A 12689-nucleotide genomic window follows, 5' to 3' on the forward strand; every position below is an offset into this window, starting at 1 on the left:
ATGCAGATGGGCATGACGCCCCGTCAGATATCCGGTTCGACCCACTGCTCAAGGAAGTCGTCACCGAGGTCGGGTGCGAGGTCGTGTTCTCCGCCGTACGGGGACAGCTCGGCCCAGATCACCTTGCCGCGCGGCGGATAGCGCGTGCCCCAGCGTTCGGCGTAGTGGGCGACGAGGAACAGCCCTCGTCCGCCCTCGTCGGTGGTGGCGGCCCGGCGCAGATGGGGTGCTGTGCTGCTGCCGTCGGAAATCTCGCAGATCAGGGTGCGGTCGTACAGCATGCGGACCTTGATGGGCTGCGTGCCGTAGCGGATGGCGTTGGTGATCAGTTCGCTGAGGATGAGCTCGGCGGTGAACGCGATCCCGTCGAGGCCCCAGTCGTCGAGCTGGCGCAGGCACGCGGAGCGTACGGGGGCGACGGCCGCCGGATCGCAGGGCACGTCCCATTCGGCGACCCGGCTGGGGTCGAGAAGCCGGGTGCGGGCGACCAACAGGGCGACGTCGTCGTCGGGCCGTTCCGGCATCACGACGTCGAGGACGTGCGTGCAGGTCTCCTGCGGTGTGCGGTTCGCTCCATTGGACAGGGCGGCGCGCAACAGCTCGATGCCGGTGTCGAAGTCGCGGTGCCGGCCCTCGATCAAGCCGTCGGTGTACAGCACGAGTTGGGAGCCTTCGGGCAGGAGCAGTTCGAGGGTCTCCATCGGCATGCCGTCGCCGAGTCCGAGGGGCGGGGACACGGGTACGTCGAGGAGGGTGACGGTGCCGTCGGGGCGGACCACCGCTGGTCCGGGGTGGCCGGACGAGGCCATCGTCACGTGTCCGGTGACCGCGTCGTAGATCGCGTACAGGCAGGTCGCCCCGACGATGCCCGCGCCGTCGCCCTCGCGTGCCACGTCGGCGTCGATGCGGGCGACCTGTTCGTCGAGGTGGCTCAGGAGTTCGTCGGGGGTCAGGTCGAGGGACGAGAAGTTGTGGACTGCGGTGCGCAGTTGCCCCATGGTGGCCGCCGCGCGTACGCCGTGCCCGACGACGTCGCCGACGACGAGGGCGACGCGGGCGCCGGGCAACGGGATGAGGTCGAACCAGTCGCCGCCGACCCCCGCTTCGGCGGGCAGGTACCGGTGGGCGACCTCGAGCGCGGACTGCTCCGGCAGCGCTCCGGGCAGGAGGCTGCGTTGCAGGGTGACGGCCATGGCGTGTTCGCGGGTGAAGCGGCGGGCGTTGTCGATCGCCACGGCGGCGCGGGCAGCCAGCTCTTCGGCGGTGGACAGGTCGTCCGGCTCGAAGGGCCCGGTGCTCTCCATGCGCCAGAAGTTTGCGAGGCCGAGCACGACGCCGCGTGCGCGCAGGGGCACGCTGATCAGGGAGCGGACGCCGTGTTCCAGAATCCGCCTGGCGCGCTCGGGGTCCTGCGTCCGCCAGCTGTCGACCGCGCGCAGATCGCCCTCGAGTACCGCACGGCCGTCGCTCATGGACAGGGCCATCGGAGTCTCGGGGGCGTACCGGATCAGTTCGCCCACGGGATAGAACACGTCCTTGCGCGAGATGCCCGTGACGGCCGCGCGCCGCATTTCGGTGGTGTCGCCGCTGGGCTCGCCGCCCCGTATGACGCCGTCCAGGAGTTCTACGGTGACGACGTCCGCGAAGCGGGGGACGGTGACATCGGCCAGTTCCTCCGCGGTGTGTACGACGTCCAGGGTCGTGCCGATGCGTACGCCCGCGTCGTAGAGGAGTTGCAGGCGTTCTCTGGCCGACTGCGCCTTGCCCGCGAGGGCCCGCAATTCGGTGGAGTCACGCAGCGTCACCGCGTTACCGGCGGGCCCGCCGTACAGGGCCGTCGGCCGTACGTTCACCGCGAGCAGGCGGTCGCCCGCGCGGTGCACCTCGTCGGTCACGACCTGTTCGGTGACGAGGAGTTCGGCCATGTGCGGGGCGAGGCCGAGGTCCGCGATGGCGCGACCTTCCGCACCCGGCGGCAGTCCGAGGAGCCGTTTCGCCTCGTCGTTGGCAAGGAGCAGGCGGCCGTCCCCGCTGGTGATGAGCACGCCTTCCTTCACGGCGTGCAGGACCGCGTCATGGTGCTCGTACATCCGCGAGAGCTCGGCGGGATCCAGGCCGTGTGTCTGGCGCCGCACCCTCCTGCTCACAAGGACCGAACCGGCCGTCACGACGAGTAGCGCGCCCGCGGCGGACCCCAGGAGCAGAGGCAGTCTGTCCGACACCCCGGCGTTTATGTTCTCCACGGTGATCCCGACGCTCACGAGGCCGACGACGGAACCGTCGGTGTCGATGACCGGGACGGTCGTGTTCACGGCGGGGCCGACGGATGTGTTGAAGGTGCTCGTCATCGGATGGCCGGCGAGCGCGGGAGCGAACGAGCCGATCACGCGCTTGCCGATCAGGCTCCGGTCGGGGTGGGACCAGCGGATGCCCGCCGTGCTGAACGTCACGACGTAGTCGACGCCGGATGCCTTGCGGACCGCTTCCGCGCTGGGCTGGAGTGCGGCGCTCGGGTCGGCGGACTTCATGGCGCTCAGCGTCCCCGGGGAGTGGGCGAACGCCTCGGCGGTCGCGGCCGAGGTCTGCCTGGCCTCCCGCATGGACGCGTCCCTGGTCTGGAGCACGAGCGCCGCCCCGGCCGCGACAACGAGCAGCACGGTCAGTGTCAGCTGCAGCAGAAACACCTGGCCTGCGACGCTGTGCACACTGACAAGGGAGCGGAGGCTCTGTCCCCAGGAGGGCCGTGGCTCCCCGAAGACGGTCCCCTCCTGTCGGGCGGCAGGCCGCCCGAGGGACTGCGTCATATCCCCTTTGTAACACTGTGCGTAATCAGGGGCGAAGCGCCGGCCGGAGAACCGCTGCGGGCAGCGCCGGCGGCGAGTTCCCTCACGAGGAGTGACCCGGCGAACGCGTCAGCCTGCCTGTGACCCGTAAACGCGCTCGACTGTCATCGTCATGAGCACCCTGCGGTCCGACACCATCACCGACCGGTACTCGTCCCAGTCGGGGTGCTCGCCGGATGCGGCGCGGTAATAGCTCACGAGGGCCTCGACCTCGGGGCCGTGCGGGTCCGTTCCCGGTCCATCGAGCGTCACCGGGCCCTCGGCCGTGGCCCATGACCAGCCGTCGGCGCTGGTGACCTCCAGGGCGGCGCGCGGGTCACGGCGAAGATTCGCCGTCTTGGCGCGTCCCTCGGTCATCGAGACGTAGAGAAGACCGGCCTCCTCGTCGTAGAAGGGCATGACGGGGGAAAGCTGAGGCAGGCCGTCCGACTTGATCGTGGCGAGAACACCGAGTCGGCTCTGGGCGAGCAGCGTGCGCGGGCTGAACGAAGTGTCGGTCACATACAAGTTCAAGTCCCGATCTGACGCCGCTATTCCCCTTGGACACACGCTCACCGCATCGCAGGGCCGGGGTCCCGCAGTCCCGCAGCTCACGGATGGGAGACTGGTCTGCCATGTGGCTTCGAGGGGATGGACGGGATCATGCGACGCCGTCGGTGACGACGAACATCGTGGCACTGGTCATGGCGGTGACCGCGACAGCGGCCGCGACGGGCTGTACCCGCCTGATCGACGACAAGGGCCCGCTGCCGTCACGGTCCGCGGAACCGCGGCTGTCGGCGGACACGGCGGTGCGCGAGCTGACGTCCGCGCTGGCGGCGGAGGGCATCACGCTCGATCGGGCACCCCAGGATCAGATCGTGATCGAGTGCACCGAGCAGCTGACGGGCCGTGGTGAACCGGCGAAGGCCCGCGCGGCCCTGAAGTCCGGTTTCGCCCGTGCCCGTTCCGACCACGGCTGGAAGAGCGGCCCGGACATCGGCAGCGCGTCGCTCACCCTGCGCAAGGGCAACTGGACGGCGGCGGCCACCCTCTGGCCCGCGACGGCTGCGTCCCCCACGACGCCGGTCACGATCATGGTCAACCTCGTGTGCGACGGCGCCCGCTCGAAGCCCGGGACAGGCGCCTCGCCGACCCCGACCCCGACCGCGTCCTGAGGGTGACGCTTTCGGGCCTCGGCTACTCGCCGCCCGGCCGCGCCGCCTCCGCACGCAGTTTCGCGGCCCGTTCGGTCGGGTCGTAGGCCGGTCCGACGCCCTCGATCAGCAGCAGATCGCCCTCGATGTGGTCGGTCCGCAGCCGCAGAATGTCCTGGTACGGGGGCGAGTTGTACCAGGCACGCGCCTCGGCGAGGCCGGGGAACTCGATCAGCACCATGCTGCCCGGCCAGCTGCCCTCGACCACTTCGGCGGGCGGGCCGTGGATGATGAAGCGGCCCTCGAAGGGGTCGAGCGTGGCCTGGATGCGCTCCAGGTACTCGATGATGTCGGCGTGATGCCGGCGGCTGCGGAGATGCGCGAAGCCATAGGCGGGCACGGTCGGGCTCCCTCGTTCGGGTCCTCGCGGTGCGGAGACGAGGACCCGAACGTAGACCGGGAGCGTTCGAGGGGTCGATTACCTCTGAGGTAGTTGCCAGGGAGCCGCCGCGGCGTTCACGGGACAACCCCCTGGACCATGGTTCAGGAAAGGGCCCCCACGTGTGCGAGGGCCTGCTTCAGGAGGACGCCGTGCCCGCCCGGCATCTCGTTCTGGACCATCTGCGACGATGCCTCCTCCGGGGTGAACCAGACGAGGTCGAGTGCGTCCTGCCGGGGCCGGCAGTCACCGCTCACAGGGACGATGTAGGCGAGCGACACGGCATGCTGGCGCGGGTCGTGGAACGGCGTGACGCCGAGCGTCGGGAAGTACTCGGCGACGGTGAAAGGCTGCAGGGACGCCGGCACGCGCGGCAGGGCGACCGGGCCGAGGTCCTTCTCCAGATGACGCAGCAGCGCGTCACGGACGCGTTCGTGGTGCAGCACCCGGCCGGAGACGAAGGAGCGGCTGACCGTCCCGTCCCGCCCGATGCGCAACAGCAGTCCGATGTGGGTGACTTCACCATTGTTGTCGACTCGCACCGGTACGGCTTCGACGTACAGGATCGGCATGCGGGCGCGCGCCAGTTCAAGGTCGTCGGAGGTGAGCCAGCCGGGCGTGGTTTCGGTCGTATCAGACATTGGGCGATCGTACTTTCAACGTCTCCCGCGTCACGCACGCCGCTCCCGGCAACACCCCGATCGGGGACGGACGGTCGTACACGAATTCAGGCAAACGACACGAGGTGGAACACCGGATGCCGCGCCGCCTCCGCGGCGAACTCCTCGTCGGTCGAATCGAGCGTCACGTCGAAGTAGGCCCGGGTGACCGGCACTTCCCGCAGGTACTGCCGCAGTACGGGGACGCTTTCCTCGGGGCCGAGTTCGACCACGCGCAAGTTCTGCGACCGGCCGCCGCGGCTCAGGCCGACCTCGCCGGCGACGCGCGCGTTGCGTACCCAGTTGCTGACCCCGTACGCGGCGACGAGCCAGCGCTCACCGCCTGCCGACATCACGTCGACCGGGGTGGAGTACGGGCGGCCCGACTTCCTCCCCTTCACGGTCAGGATGTAGCGGTAGCCCTTGCCGATCCCCAGCCGGGTCATGGTCGCGAACACCCGGTTGACCGCGCGCGTCCCGAGTCCGACACGGTATGACTTCGCCATGCGCCCCTCCCCTGTTTCCGACCTGCCGTGCTCGATCCTGTCCTGATCGAACTCGTCCTGGTCGCCTACGCGCCGAAAGCCTACGTTCTCCTCTTGGAACAGCCCCAGTTGACCATCCGAAGGCAGGCAACATGTCCACACGCCCACCGCTCCCTCCCTTCACCCGCGAGACTGCGATCGAGAAGGTACGCCTCGCCGAGGACGGCTGGAACAGCCGCTCCCCACAGAAGGTCGCCCTGGCCTACAGCGAGGACTCACGCTGGCGCAATCGCGCGGAGTTCGTCACCGGCCGGGACGCGATCGTGGAGTTCCTGTCGCGCAAGTGGAACCGGGAGCTGGACTACCGGCTCATCAAGGAACTGTGGGCCTTCGACGGCCACCGCATCGCGGTCCGCTTCGCCTACGAATGGCATGACGACTCCGGCCACTGGTTCCGTTCGTACGGCAACGAGAACTGGGAGTTCGACGACGACGGTCTGATGCGCACCCGCCACGCGAGCATCAACGACCTGCCGATCGAGGAGTCCGAGCGCAAATACCGCTGGCCGCTCGGGCGCCGCCCCGACGACCACCCGGGCCTCACCGATCTCGGTCTGTGAACACGCCCACGCCGCTCGCCGCGATGTGACGGCGTAGCACCCCGCCGTCACGGGGATGGGACGGCGGGGGCTGCCACGTCGAGCGTGACTGTTCAAGTTTCACAGACTCAGGGCGTGATCGGAACCATGCCTCGCGAACGGACGGACACACGCGGCTACGAAGGCCCCGGAACCGAACTCCCCATCCCCTCCTAACCGTTGGCCGTGGTCGACTTGTGGCGCTGGTAGTAGCGGGCCACGCGTGCGCGGTTGCCGCAGCGGGTGGCCGAGCACCAGCGGCGGCGGGGGTGGGCCGGCAGGAACAGCAGCACGCAGTCCTCGGCCTCGCACTGCCTGACCCTGGCGATCCCGGGGTCGGTGAGGAGGTCGGCGGCGGACTCCGCCAGGTGGGCGGCGAGGCGGACACCCAGCGATCCGGTTCGGCGGGGCGCCGCTGTCACGGCAGCGCCGTCCCAGGCCAGTTCGCGGACGGCCGGCGCGAGGCGCTGCGCCTCGGTCAGCGCGCGCAGTGCCGAGTCGGGGGGTGCGTTTCCGTCGGTCACCGCGCGGAGGGTGACCTCGATGTGAGCGCGGACGGCGTGGACTGCGGCCAGGTCGTCCGCGCTCGGGGTGGCCCGAGCGAAGCCCTCGGGGAGTCGGTCCCCTTCGAGGTCCAGCCAGACGGCGAGACGTCGTGGCGTGTCGATCAGGTCGGCGGGGCGGCCGTCAGGTCCTGTCGGCCGGGTGTTGACGAGGTCCAGAACCAGGGGTTCGCCGGTCAGCGGTTCACCGTCACTCATACCGCTAATGCTACATCCAGCCATTGACGCGTTAGGAGAGGAGTCGCTATAACTGGTCGCCCTGACTAATGCGTCTTCTCGCATCGGAGGCATGTGACATGGAGTCCCGGACCGCACCCCGCGTCGCCCTTCCCGCCCGAACCGCCCACCGGCGCATCGACGTTGACGGAGTCGACGTCTTCTACCGGGAGTCCCTTCCGGAGCGCGCCGACGCCCCCGTACTCCTGCTTCTGCACGGTTTTCCGTCGGCCTCGCACCAGTTCCGTCGCCTGATCGACTCCCTGGGCACGCACTACCGGCTCATCGCACCCGACTACCCCGGCTTCGGTCACACCTCGGCGCCCGACGGCTTCGAGTACAGCTTCGACCGGCTCGCGACCGTCACCGAAGGCTTCGTCGAACGCCTGGGCCTGACGCGGTTCGCCCTCTATCTCTTCGACTTCGGCGCACCCGTCGGCTTCCGCCTCGCGCTGCGCCACCCGGAGCGGATCACCGGTCTGATCGTGCAGAACGGCAACGCCTACGCCGAGGGCCTGTCGGACGCCGCGCGCGACTTCACCGCGCTCACCCCGAACACTCCCGGGGCCGAGCAGACCATCATGGGCCTGTTCACCGAGGAGGCCACCCGCTCCCAGTACGAGGGCGGCACCGCCGATCCCGCGCTGGTCGCCCCCGAGGGCTGGCTGCTCGACCAGCACTTCCTGGACCTGCCGGGCCGCAAGCAGGCCCAACTGGCCCTGGCCTACGACTACAAGAGCAACGTCGCCGCCTACCCGGCCTGGCAGAATTGGCTGCGCGAGCACCGGCCGCCGACGCTGATCACCTGGGGCGTCGACGACCCCTTCTTCCCCGAACCGGGCGCCCGCGCCTACCTCCGGGACGTCCCTGACGCGGAGCTGCACCTCTTCGAGACGGGCCACTTCGCCCTGGAGGACCACCTGCCGCAGATCGCCCCTCTGATCGCCGACTTCCTGGACCGCCTCTGATCCTCCGTGGACGGCCTGCGGCGCGGGACGCGTACGAGCCTGCCGGGGCGGCGCAAGTCCTGCTCGTCGGGGACCTGTTGGCGAGTGCCATTCCCCTGCCGGAGGCGGTGATGGGCGGCCTCGCGGTACGTGCGAAGTGGTCCGCGAGGCCGCCCGGGTGCGCCGTCCTGTCAGGGCGCCCATCGCCGACCGTACGCACAGGATCGTCGCCCGGCTCCCTGAGTTACGCCGGCCGGGATCCTCCGGGCGCGGGCTGCTGAGACAGGTCCAGCTCCCCGACCACCTGGTCATCGCTCATCTCACCGGTCAGCCGGAATCCGAGCCCTAGGTAGAACCCCTCCGGGCCGCTCGCGCCGGGGTGCCACGTGACCGTGAGGCGGGTCCCGCCCCGGCGCCGGATCTCGTCGGCCACGGACTCGACCGCGAAGCGGCCGTACCCCCGCCCCTGTTCACCGGCCGCGACGTTCAGGCGCCAGAGTCCGGAGCGCACGTCGTTGCCCGTACCGTCCCCGGCGAAATCGATGTCGAAGAAGGCCATGAGGAAGCCGACGGCCCTGCCGCCGTCCATGATCAGCCGGGGCCAGGCCACTCCGGGATGCACGTAGGCCTCGGCGAGGGACTTCACCACGGGGGCGACCAAGTGTTCCTGGTCCGGCCGGACCTTGAGGGCTGTCGCGGTCTCGAAGTTGGCCGGGGTGATCGCCTCCGGGCGAGGCTCCGTCGTCATGCCTGTACCCTCTGCGCCCCAGGAGGGCGGATCAAGTGCTTTTCGGCGCCATGCGGCGGGCGGCCTCCAGTCATGCCACGTCTCCCGGTTCGCGGGGCATGCGGCTCACCAGGCCAGCATCAGCCAAGCGCGATGCGGCAGTTCCGTCTCGGCCGTGATGCCCTCCGCGCCGTGGAACACGCTCGCCGGTTCCGGGGTCTTCAGCGGGTCGAGGCGGACCGACGAGACCGCGTCGGGTGGCGTGGGGATGTCGACGTGGGGCAGCGCGGGATCGAAGCTGCCGTTGGCCACGGCGAGTCGCGTCACCCCGTCCTGGTGGGACAGGTGCGGGATCAGGTGCGGTCCGCCGCTGACCAACGGCAGCGTCGGGGCCTGTCCCTCCAGGAACCTGATGACGGCGTGCATGACGCGCTGCCCGAAGTCGTCGCGGGGCAGGTCGGCGGGGTCGGTGGCGGCGAGTACGGCGACGCGACCGCCGAGCTCATTCACGTATCCGCAGCTGCCGGCGCCCCACGCGTCCTCCCCCGGGGTGAGGATGTCCGTCCACACCACGGCGTCCGGATGCGGGCGCAGGCGGGCCAGCGCGGGCTGTGTGTTGACGCTCAGCAGCGTGCCGACGAGGTCGGGGTCGGGGTGGTGGGTGATCTGTTCGAAGCTGAACGGGTCCGCCGTCCGCGCGTCCTCGCGGTCGACGACCTCGACGACCTGGACACCGAGGAGGGCGCCGAATCCGCGTTGGGTCAGCACGTCGGCCGCGATCCCGTCGAGCAGCAGTCCGCCCGTGAGCATCTCCCGGATCTCGTCGTCGTCGAACGCCCAGGCCAGCGTGCCGAAGACGGCCTGGACCGGAGCCTTTGAGGCGGTGACCGGGACGCCGTAGCGCAGCAGGAACTCGGCTGCCCCGCGCGGGCCGGTGCGCAGCTCCTCCAGGGTGCCGGTCCGAGTGCGGACGTGGGCCGCCGCGTCGTGCCGGTACGGCAGCCCGACCCCGAGTGTCCGGGCCTGCTTGGTGTGGCGCCCCGCGATCCAGTCGAGGGCTGGGCGTGAGCGGCGCAGCAGCTGAGCCGTGCCGGGAAAGCGGTCGGGGCGGCCCGCCTGCATGGGGTGCACGTTGAGGAACAGCGCGTCCGAACCCGACAGTTGGGCCGTAGTCATCTCGGACCAGGTCTGCACGTCGGACTTCGACCAGGTGGTGTGCGGCCAGTTCTCGATCTCCGGCTCGGACTCGACCCAGTCGGGCCGCAGCGCGCGCTGGGATTCCAGGAGCCACATCTGGCTGCTGAGGGAGCGCGGGGCGCTGTCGCTGTACGGGGCGAAGTGCGGGCGATGCGTAGCCCGGCCCTGGACGGCCAGGGCCTGGAACAGCGCCGGCCAGTCGCGGCCCTCGACGGAGTGGACGTCGGGCAGCGAACTCATCAGCCCGAGCCGGGAACGGCCCGCCGAACGTTCCTCGACGACCTCGCTGAGCCGCTCGGCGATCTCCGTCTGGACGGTGCGCCAGACCTGCTGGAGCAGGGCGCGCCACGGGTGCGGCGGGCCGGGTTCCGTGATCGCCCGCACGACCTCGTCGCGGGTCACGGGACGGCCGACGAGATCGGCCAGCCGGTCCAGGACGGGAGTCTCGAAACCCCCGCCCCAGTCCAGGGGGGCGTGGTTGTGGTAGCGGAAGTCGTCTTCCAGCCACAGCACGCGGAAGCCGAGTCCGGCGAAGCGCCCGTAATGGGCGTACAGCCATTCCCGCCAGCGGGGGCAGGTGAACGAGGCCTGCGCGGCAGCGGTCCTGCCGCTGGGCGAGACCATCGGCAGGAAGCCGTGGGCGTCCTTGCGGCCGCGGTCCGCGTGGCCGGCCGTCACCCACGGGTTGAGGCTGACGTCGAGTCCGGCGTCGCGCAGGATGTCGCTGACGGTGGCCGTGGTCTCGTACCAGCGGTCCTCGGCCTCACCAACGACATAGCCGTCGAACACTTCCTCCGCGGCCAGCAGAAGAACGACTTCGTCGACCCTTGCCTCCTGGCAGGCCCCGGCCAGGGCGGTGGCATGCGCGACCACCTCGGCCGGGTCCTTGCGGGGAGGAAGCTGGAATCGCAGGTGGTAGCGCGCCGACAACGGGACTCTCCTTGTATGAGTTGTACGAGGGCGGGCGCGGCCGGTGGCTCCGCCGGCCCACCGCCCTGTCCGGCCACGCAGCTCCGAAACGTGACGAGGGGAGCTGCCGCGAGGGACTGACGATCTGCGGACGAAGGAAAGCTATCTGCTTGAAATTGCTCGGTCAATGGATCTTTCGCGCAACTTCAAGCAGATCCACTGAACGGGTCCTGGGCGCCCTACGTCACACCAGGTCCGTCGACATGGCCAGGGCCCGGTTCCGTTCGAGTTCGCGGGTAACGAGGTCGAGTTTGGCCTCGACGCGGGCCACGGCGTCGGCGCCGAGCAGGAGGCGGAGCGGGGGTTCGGGGGTCTCGGCCAGGCCGACGACGGCGGCTGCCGCTTTGGCGGGGTCTCCGGGCTGGCGGTGGTTGACGTCCGCGAGGGCCTTGCGGGTGCCGCCGGCAGTGGGCGCGTAGTCGTCGATCACGTGGGGTTCGGTGTAGAGACTCGACGCGTCGAGGAAGTCGGTGCGGAAGCCGCCGGGTTCGACGACGGTGACGTGTACGCCCAAGGGGGCGAGCTCGCCGTGCAGGGCCTCGGTGACGGCTTCGACAGCGAACTTCGTCGCGCCGTACAGGCCGACGCCGGGAACGGTGGCGAAACCGCCGACCGAGCCGATGTTGATCACGTGGCCCGAACGCTGTTCCCGGAGCGTGGGCAGCACGGCCCGCAGGGTGCTGAGCACCCCGAAGACGTTGATGTCGAACGCGTCGCGCACGGCCGCGTCCGAGACCTCTTCCACCGCCCCGAGGAGGCCGCGCCCCGCGTTGTTGACCAGGACGTCGATGCGGCCGAAGCGCGCGAGCGCGGCATCGACCGCGGTGCGTATCGTCGGCTCCTCGGTGACGTCCAGGTCGACGGCGAGCAGGGCGTCGGACGCGTCCGGGAAAGCGCGGCGCACAGCCTCGGCGTCGCGCGCGGTGGCGACGACCTCATGCCCTCGCGCCAGCGCCTCCCGCGCGATCTCCGCTCCCAGGCCGCGCGAGGCGCCGGTGATGAACCAAACAGACATGTCTCCTGCTTTCGTGAGCGTGACTGACTGCGTGTGCCGTAGGGGTGGGCACGGGTCGCGGGTGCCGTATGCGCTGTACGCGGATGCGGCTTGCGGATGCGGCTTACGGCTTACGGCTTACGGATGCGGTTTACGGGTGACCCGGTACGGCACGGGTGAAGGTGAAGACCGTTTCCCGTTCCTGGCCGTCGTCGGGGAGTTCCCGGTCGGCCCACCTGTCCATGACTTCCACGATCTCGTCCTTGAACTGGGCGAGTTCGGCATCGGTCATCCGCAGCCACACCTCGGCGACAAAGGGGCCGAGCGGCCAGCGCTGCTGCTCGGACTGGGGCTGATCGGCCCAGCGGCGCACCTGGTTGATCTGCCGCTCGAGGTTGAGGGACTCGGCGGCCTGCGCGACGGCCTCCCCCGCCGCGTCGTCGGCGAAGTCGACGGAGGACCACAGGAGCTTCGGCGTGGTGCGCCGCCACCACCGTTCCCGGCGGTCGCGGGCGAGTTCGGGGGCCTCCTCGATCAGCCCCGCGGCGGCCAGCGCCTTCAGGTGGTGACTCACATTTCCGACCGCTTCGCCCGTCGCCTGCGACAGTGCGCTGGCGGTGGAAGGGCCGTCGAGCTTGAGCAGGTCGAGCAGGCGACGACGGACCGGGTGGGCCATCGCCGCCAGCACCCGGGAATCGGTGATCGGAGGGGCCATACGGGCGACACTACTTACACAAGAACTCTTGTGCAATGGTTCTTGTGGGATTGCTTCAACCACGGTGGAACAGGTCCTGCGGATCTACGCGCACCCAGCCCTGCCGCGTGGTGGGCGGGCGCGGGACCTCCCGGTGCAGGGCGCGCCATTGATGCACGAGC

General features: G+C 70.1%; 13 protein-coding genes. 3 read left to right on the plus strand and 10 right to left on the minus strand.

From position 1 onward, the window contains the following. Window positions 1-23: 23 nt before the first annotated feature. Window positions 24-2804 carry a SpoIIE family protein phosphatase gene (locus OG698_RS04190; protein WP_406101479.1) on the minus strand — a complete coding sequence of 927 codons (2781 nt, stop codon included), beginning with the start codon at window positions 2802-2804 and terminating at the stop codon, window positions 24-26. Window positions 2805-2912: 108 nt separating this feature from the next. Beyond that, window positions 2913-3344: a PPOX class F420-dependent oxidoreductase gene (locus tag OG698_RS04195; protein WP_406101480.1), complete on the minus strand. Its 432-nt coding sequence runs from the start codon at window positions 3342-3344 to the stop codon at window positions 2913-2915. 155 nt (window positions 3345-3499) lie between these two features. Between OG698_RS04195 and OG698_RS04200 the strand changes: the two genes are divergently transcribed. Next, window positions 3500-4000 (plus strand): hypothetical protein, encoded by a 501-nt coding sequence (locus tag OG698_RS04200; RefSeq protein ID WP_406101482.1) that lies wholly within the window; start codon window positions 3500-3502, stop codon window positions 3998-4000. A gap of 22 nt (window positions 4001-4022) precedes the next feature. Here the strand turns inward: OG698_RS04200 and OG698_RS04205 are convergent, their stop codons facing one another. The 3 genes from OG698_RS04205 to OG698_RS04215 all read right to left on the minus strand — a co-directional run bounded on the left by OG698_RS04205 (window position 4023) and on the right by OG698_RS04215 (window position 5730). Next, window positions 4023-4379, minus strand: a complete 357-nt coding sequence (locus tag OG698_RS04205) for a DUF1330 domain-containing protein (RefSeq protein ID WP_406101483.1) — start codon at window positions 4377-4379, stop codon at window positions 4023-4025. Between the two features lie 143 nt (window positions 4380-4522). Then, complete coding sequence (locus OG698_RS04210) at window positions 4523-5059, minus strand: NUDIX hydrolase family protein (protein WP_100593395.1); 537 nt, start codon at window positions 5057-5059, stop codon at window positions 4523-4525. An 86-nt stretch (window positions 5060-5145) separates the two neighbouring features. After that, window positions 5146-5730 (minus strand): nitroreductase/quinone reductase family protein, encoded by a 585-nt coding sequence (locus OG698_RS04215; protein ID WP_406101485.1) that lies wholly within the window; start codon window positions 5728-5730, stop codon window positions 5146-5148. Here OG698_RS04215 and OG698_RS04220 point away from each other — a divergent pair. Beyond that, window positions 5715-6182, plus strand: a complete 468-nt coding sequence (locus OG698_RS04220) for a DUF1348 family protein (RefSeq protein ID WP_406101486.1) — start codon at window positions 5715-5717, stop codon at window positions 6180-6182. The genes OG698_RS04215 and OG698_RS04220 overlap by 16 nt on opposite strands. A gap of 191 nt (window positions 6183-6373) precedes the next feature. Here the strand turns inward: OG698_RS04220 and OG698_RS04225 are convergent, their stop codons facing one another. After that, entirely contained in the window at window positions 6374-6961 is a 588-nt protein-coding gene (locus OG698_RS04225; protein ID WP_406101488.1) for a CGNR zinc finger domain-containing protein, read from the minus strand. A gap of 98 nt (window positions 6962-7059) precedes the next feature. Between OG698_RS04225 and OG698_RS04230 the strand changes: the two genes are divergently transcribed. Beyond that, on the plus strand, window positions 7060-7947 hold the full coding sequence (locus OG698_RS04230) for an alpha/beta fold hydrolase (RefSeq protein ID WP_406101489.1): 888 nt from the start codon (window positions 7060-7062) through the stop codon (window positions 7945-7947). 223 nt (window positions 7948-8170) lie between these two features. Here OG698_RS04230 and OG698_RS04235 read toward each other — a convergent pair whose 3' ends face one another. The 4 genes from OG698_RS04235 to OG698_RS04250 all read right to left on the minus strand — a co-directional run bounded on the left by OG698_RS04235 (window position 8171) and on the right by OG698_RS04250 (window position 12528). Next, window positions 8171-8674, minus strand: a complete 504-nt coding sequence (locus OG698_RS04235; protein ID WP_406101490.1) for a GNAT family N-acetyltransferase — start codon at window positions 8672-8674, stop codon at window positions 8171-8173. A gap of 105 nt (window positions 8675-8779) precedes the next feature. Beyond that, window positions 8780-10780, minus strand: a complete 2001-nt coding sequence (locus OG698_RS04240) for a hypothetical protein (RefSeq protein ID WP_406101491.1) — start codon at window positions 10778-10780, stop codon at window positions 8780-8782. Window positions 10781-11003: 223 nt separating this feature from the next. After that, window positions 11004-11834 carry an oxidoreductase gene (locus OG698_RS04245; RefSeq protein ID WP_406101492.1) on the minus strand — a complete coding sequence of 277 codons (831 nt, stop codon included), beginning with the start codon at window positions 11832-11834 and terminating at the stop codon, window positions 11004-11006. A gap of 130 nt (window positions 11835-11964) precedes the next feature. Further along, window positions 11965-12528 (minus strand): helix-turn-helix domain-containing protein, encoded by a 564-nt coding sequence (locus OG698_RS04250; protein WP_329565834.1) that lies wholly within the window; start codon window positions 12526-12528, stop codon window positions 11965-11967. Window positions 12529-12689: the final 161 nt, after the last annotated feature.

Source organism: Streptomyces sp. NBC_01003 (assembly GCF_045162695.1).
In the GTDB taxonomy this organism is placed as follows: domain Bacteria; phylum Actinomycetota; class Actinomycetes; order Streptomycetales; family Streptomycetaceae; genus Streptomyces.

What these genes read in the sequence shown, in the direction of transcription:
- OG698_RS04235 (WP_406101490.1), bottom strand. Translation starts at nt 8,674, where the DNA reads ATGACGACGGAGCCTCGCCCGGAGGCGATCACCCCGGCCAACTTCGAG.
- OG698_RS04225 (WP_406101488.1), bottom strand. Translation starts at nt 6,961, where the DNA reads ATGAGTGACGGTGAACCGCTGACCGGCGAACCCCTGGTTCTGGACCTC.
- OG698_RS04220 (WP_406101486.1), top strand. Translation starts at nt 5,715, where the DNA reads ATGTCCACACGCCCACCGCTCCCTCCCTTCACCCGCGAGACTGCGATC.
- OG698_RS04245 (WP_406101492.1), bottom strand. Translation starts at nt 11,834, where the DNA reads ATGTCTGTTTGGTTCATCACCGGCGCCTCGCGCGGCCTGGGAGCGGAG.
- OG698_RS04190 (WP_406101479.1), bottom strand. Translation starts at nt 2,804, where the DNA reads ATGACGCAGTCCCTCGGGCGGCCTGCCGCCCGACAGGAGGGGACCGTC.
- OG698_RS04250 (WP_329565834.1), bottom strand. Translation starts at nt 12,528, where the DNA reads ATGGCCCCTCCGATCACCGATTCCCGGGTGCTGGCGGCGATGGCCCAC.
- OG698_RS04210 (WP_100593395.1), bottom strand. Translation starts at nt 5,059, where the DNA reads ATGTCTGATACGACCGAAACCACGCCCGGCTGGCTCACCTCCGACGAC.
- OG698_RS04230 (WP_406101489.1), top strand. Translation starts at nt 7,060, where the DNA reads ATGGAGTCCCGGACCGCACCCCGCGTCGCCCTTCCCGCCCGAACCGCC.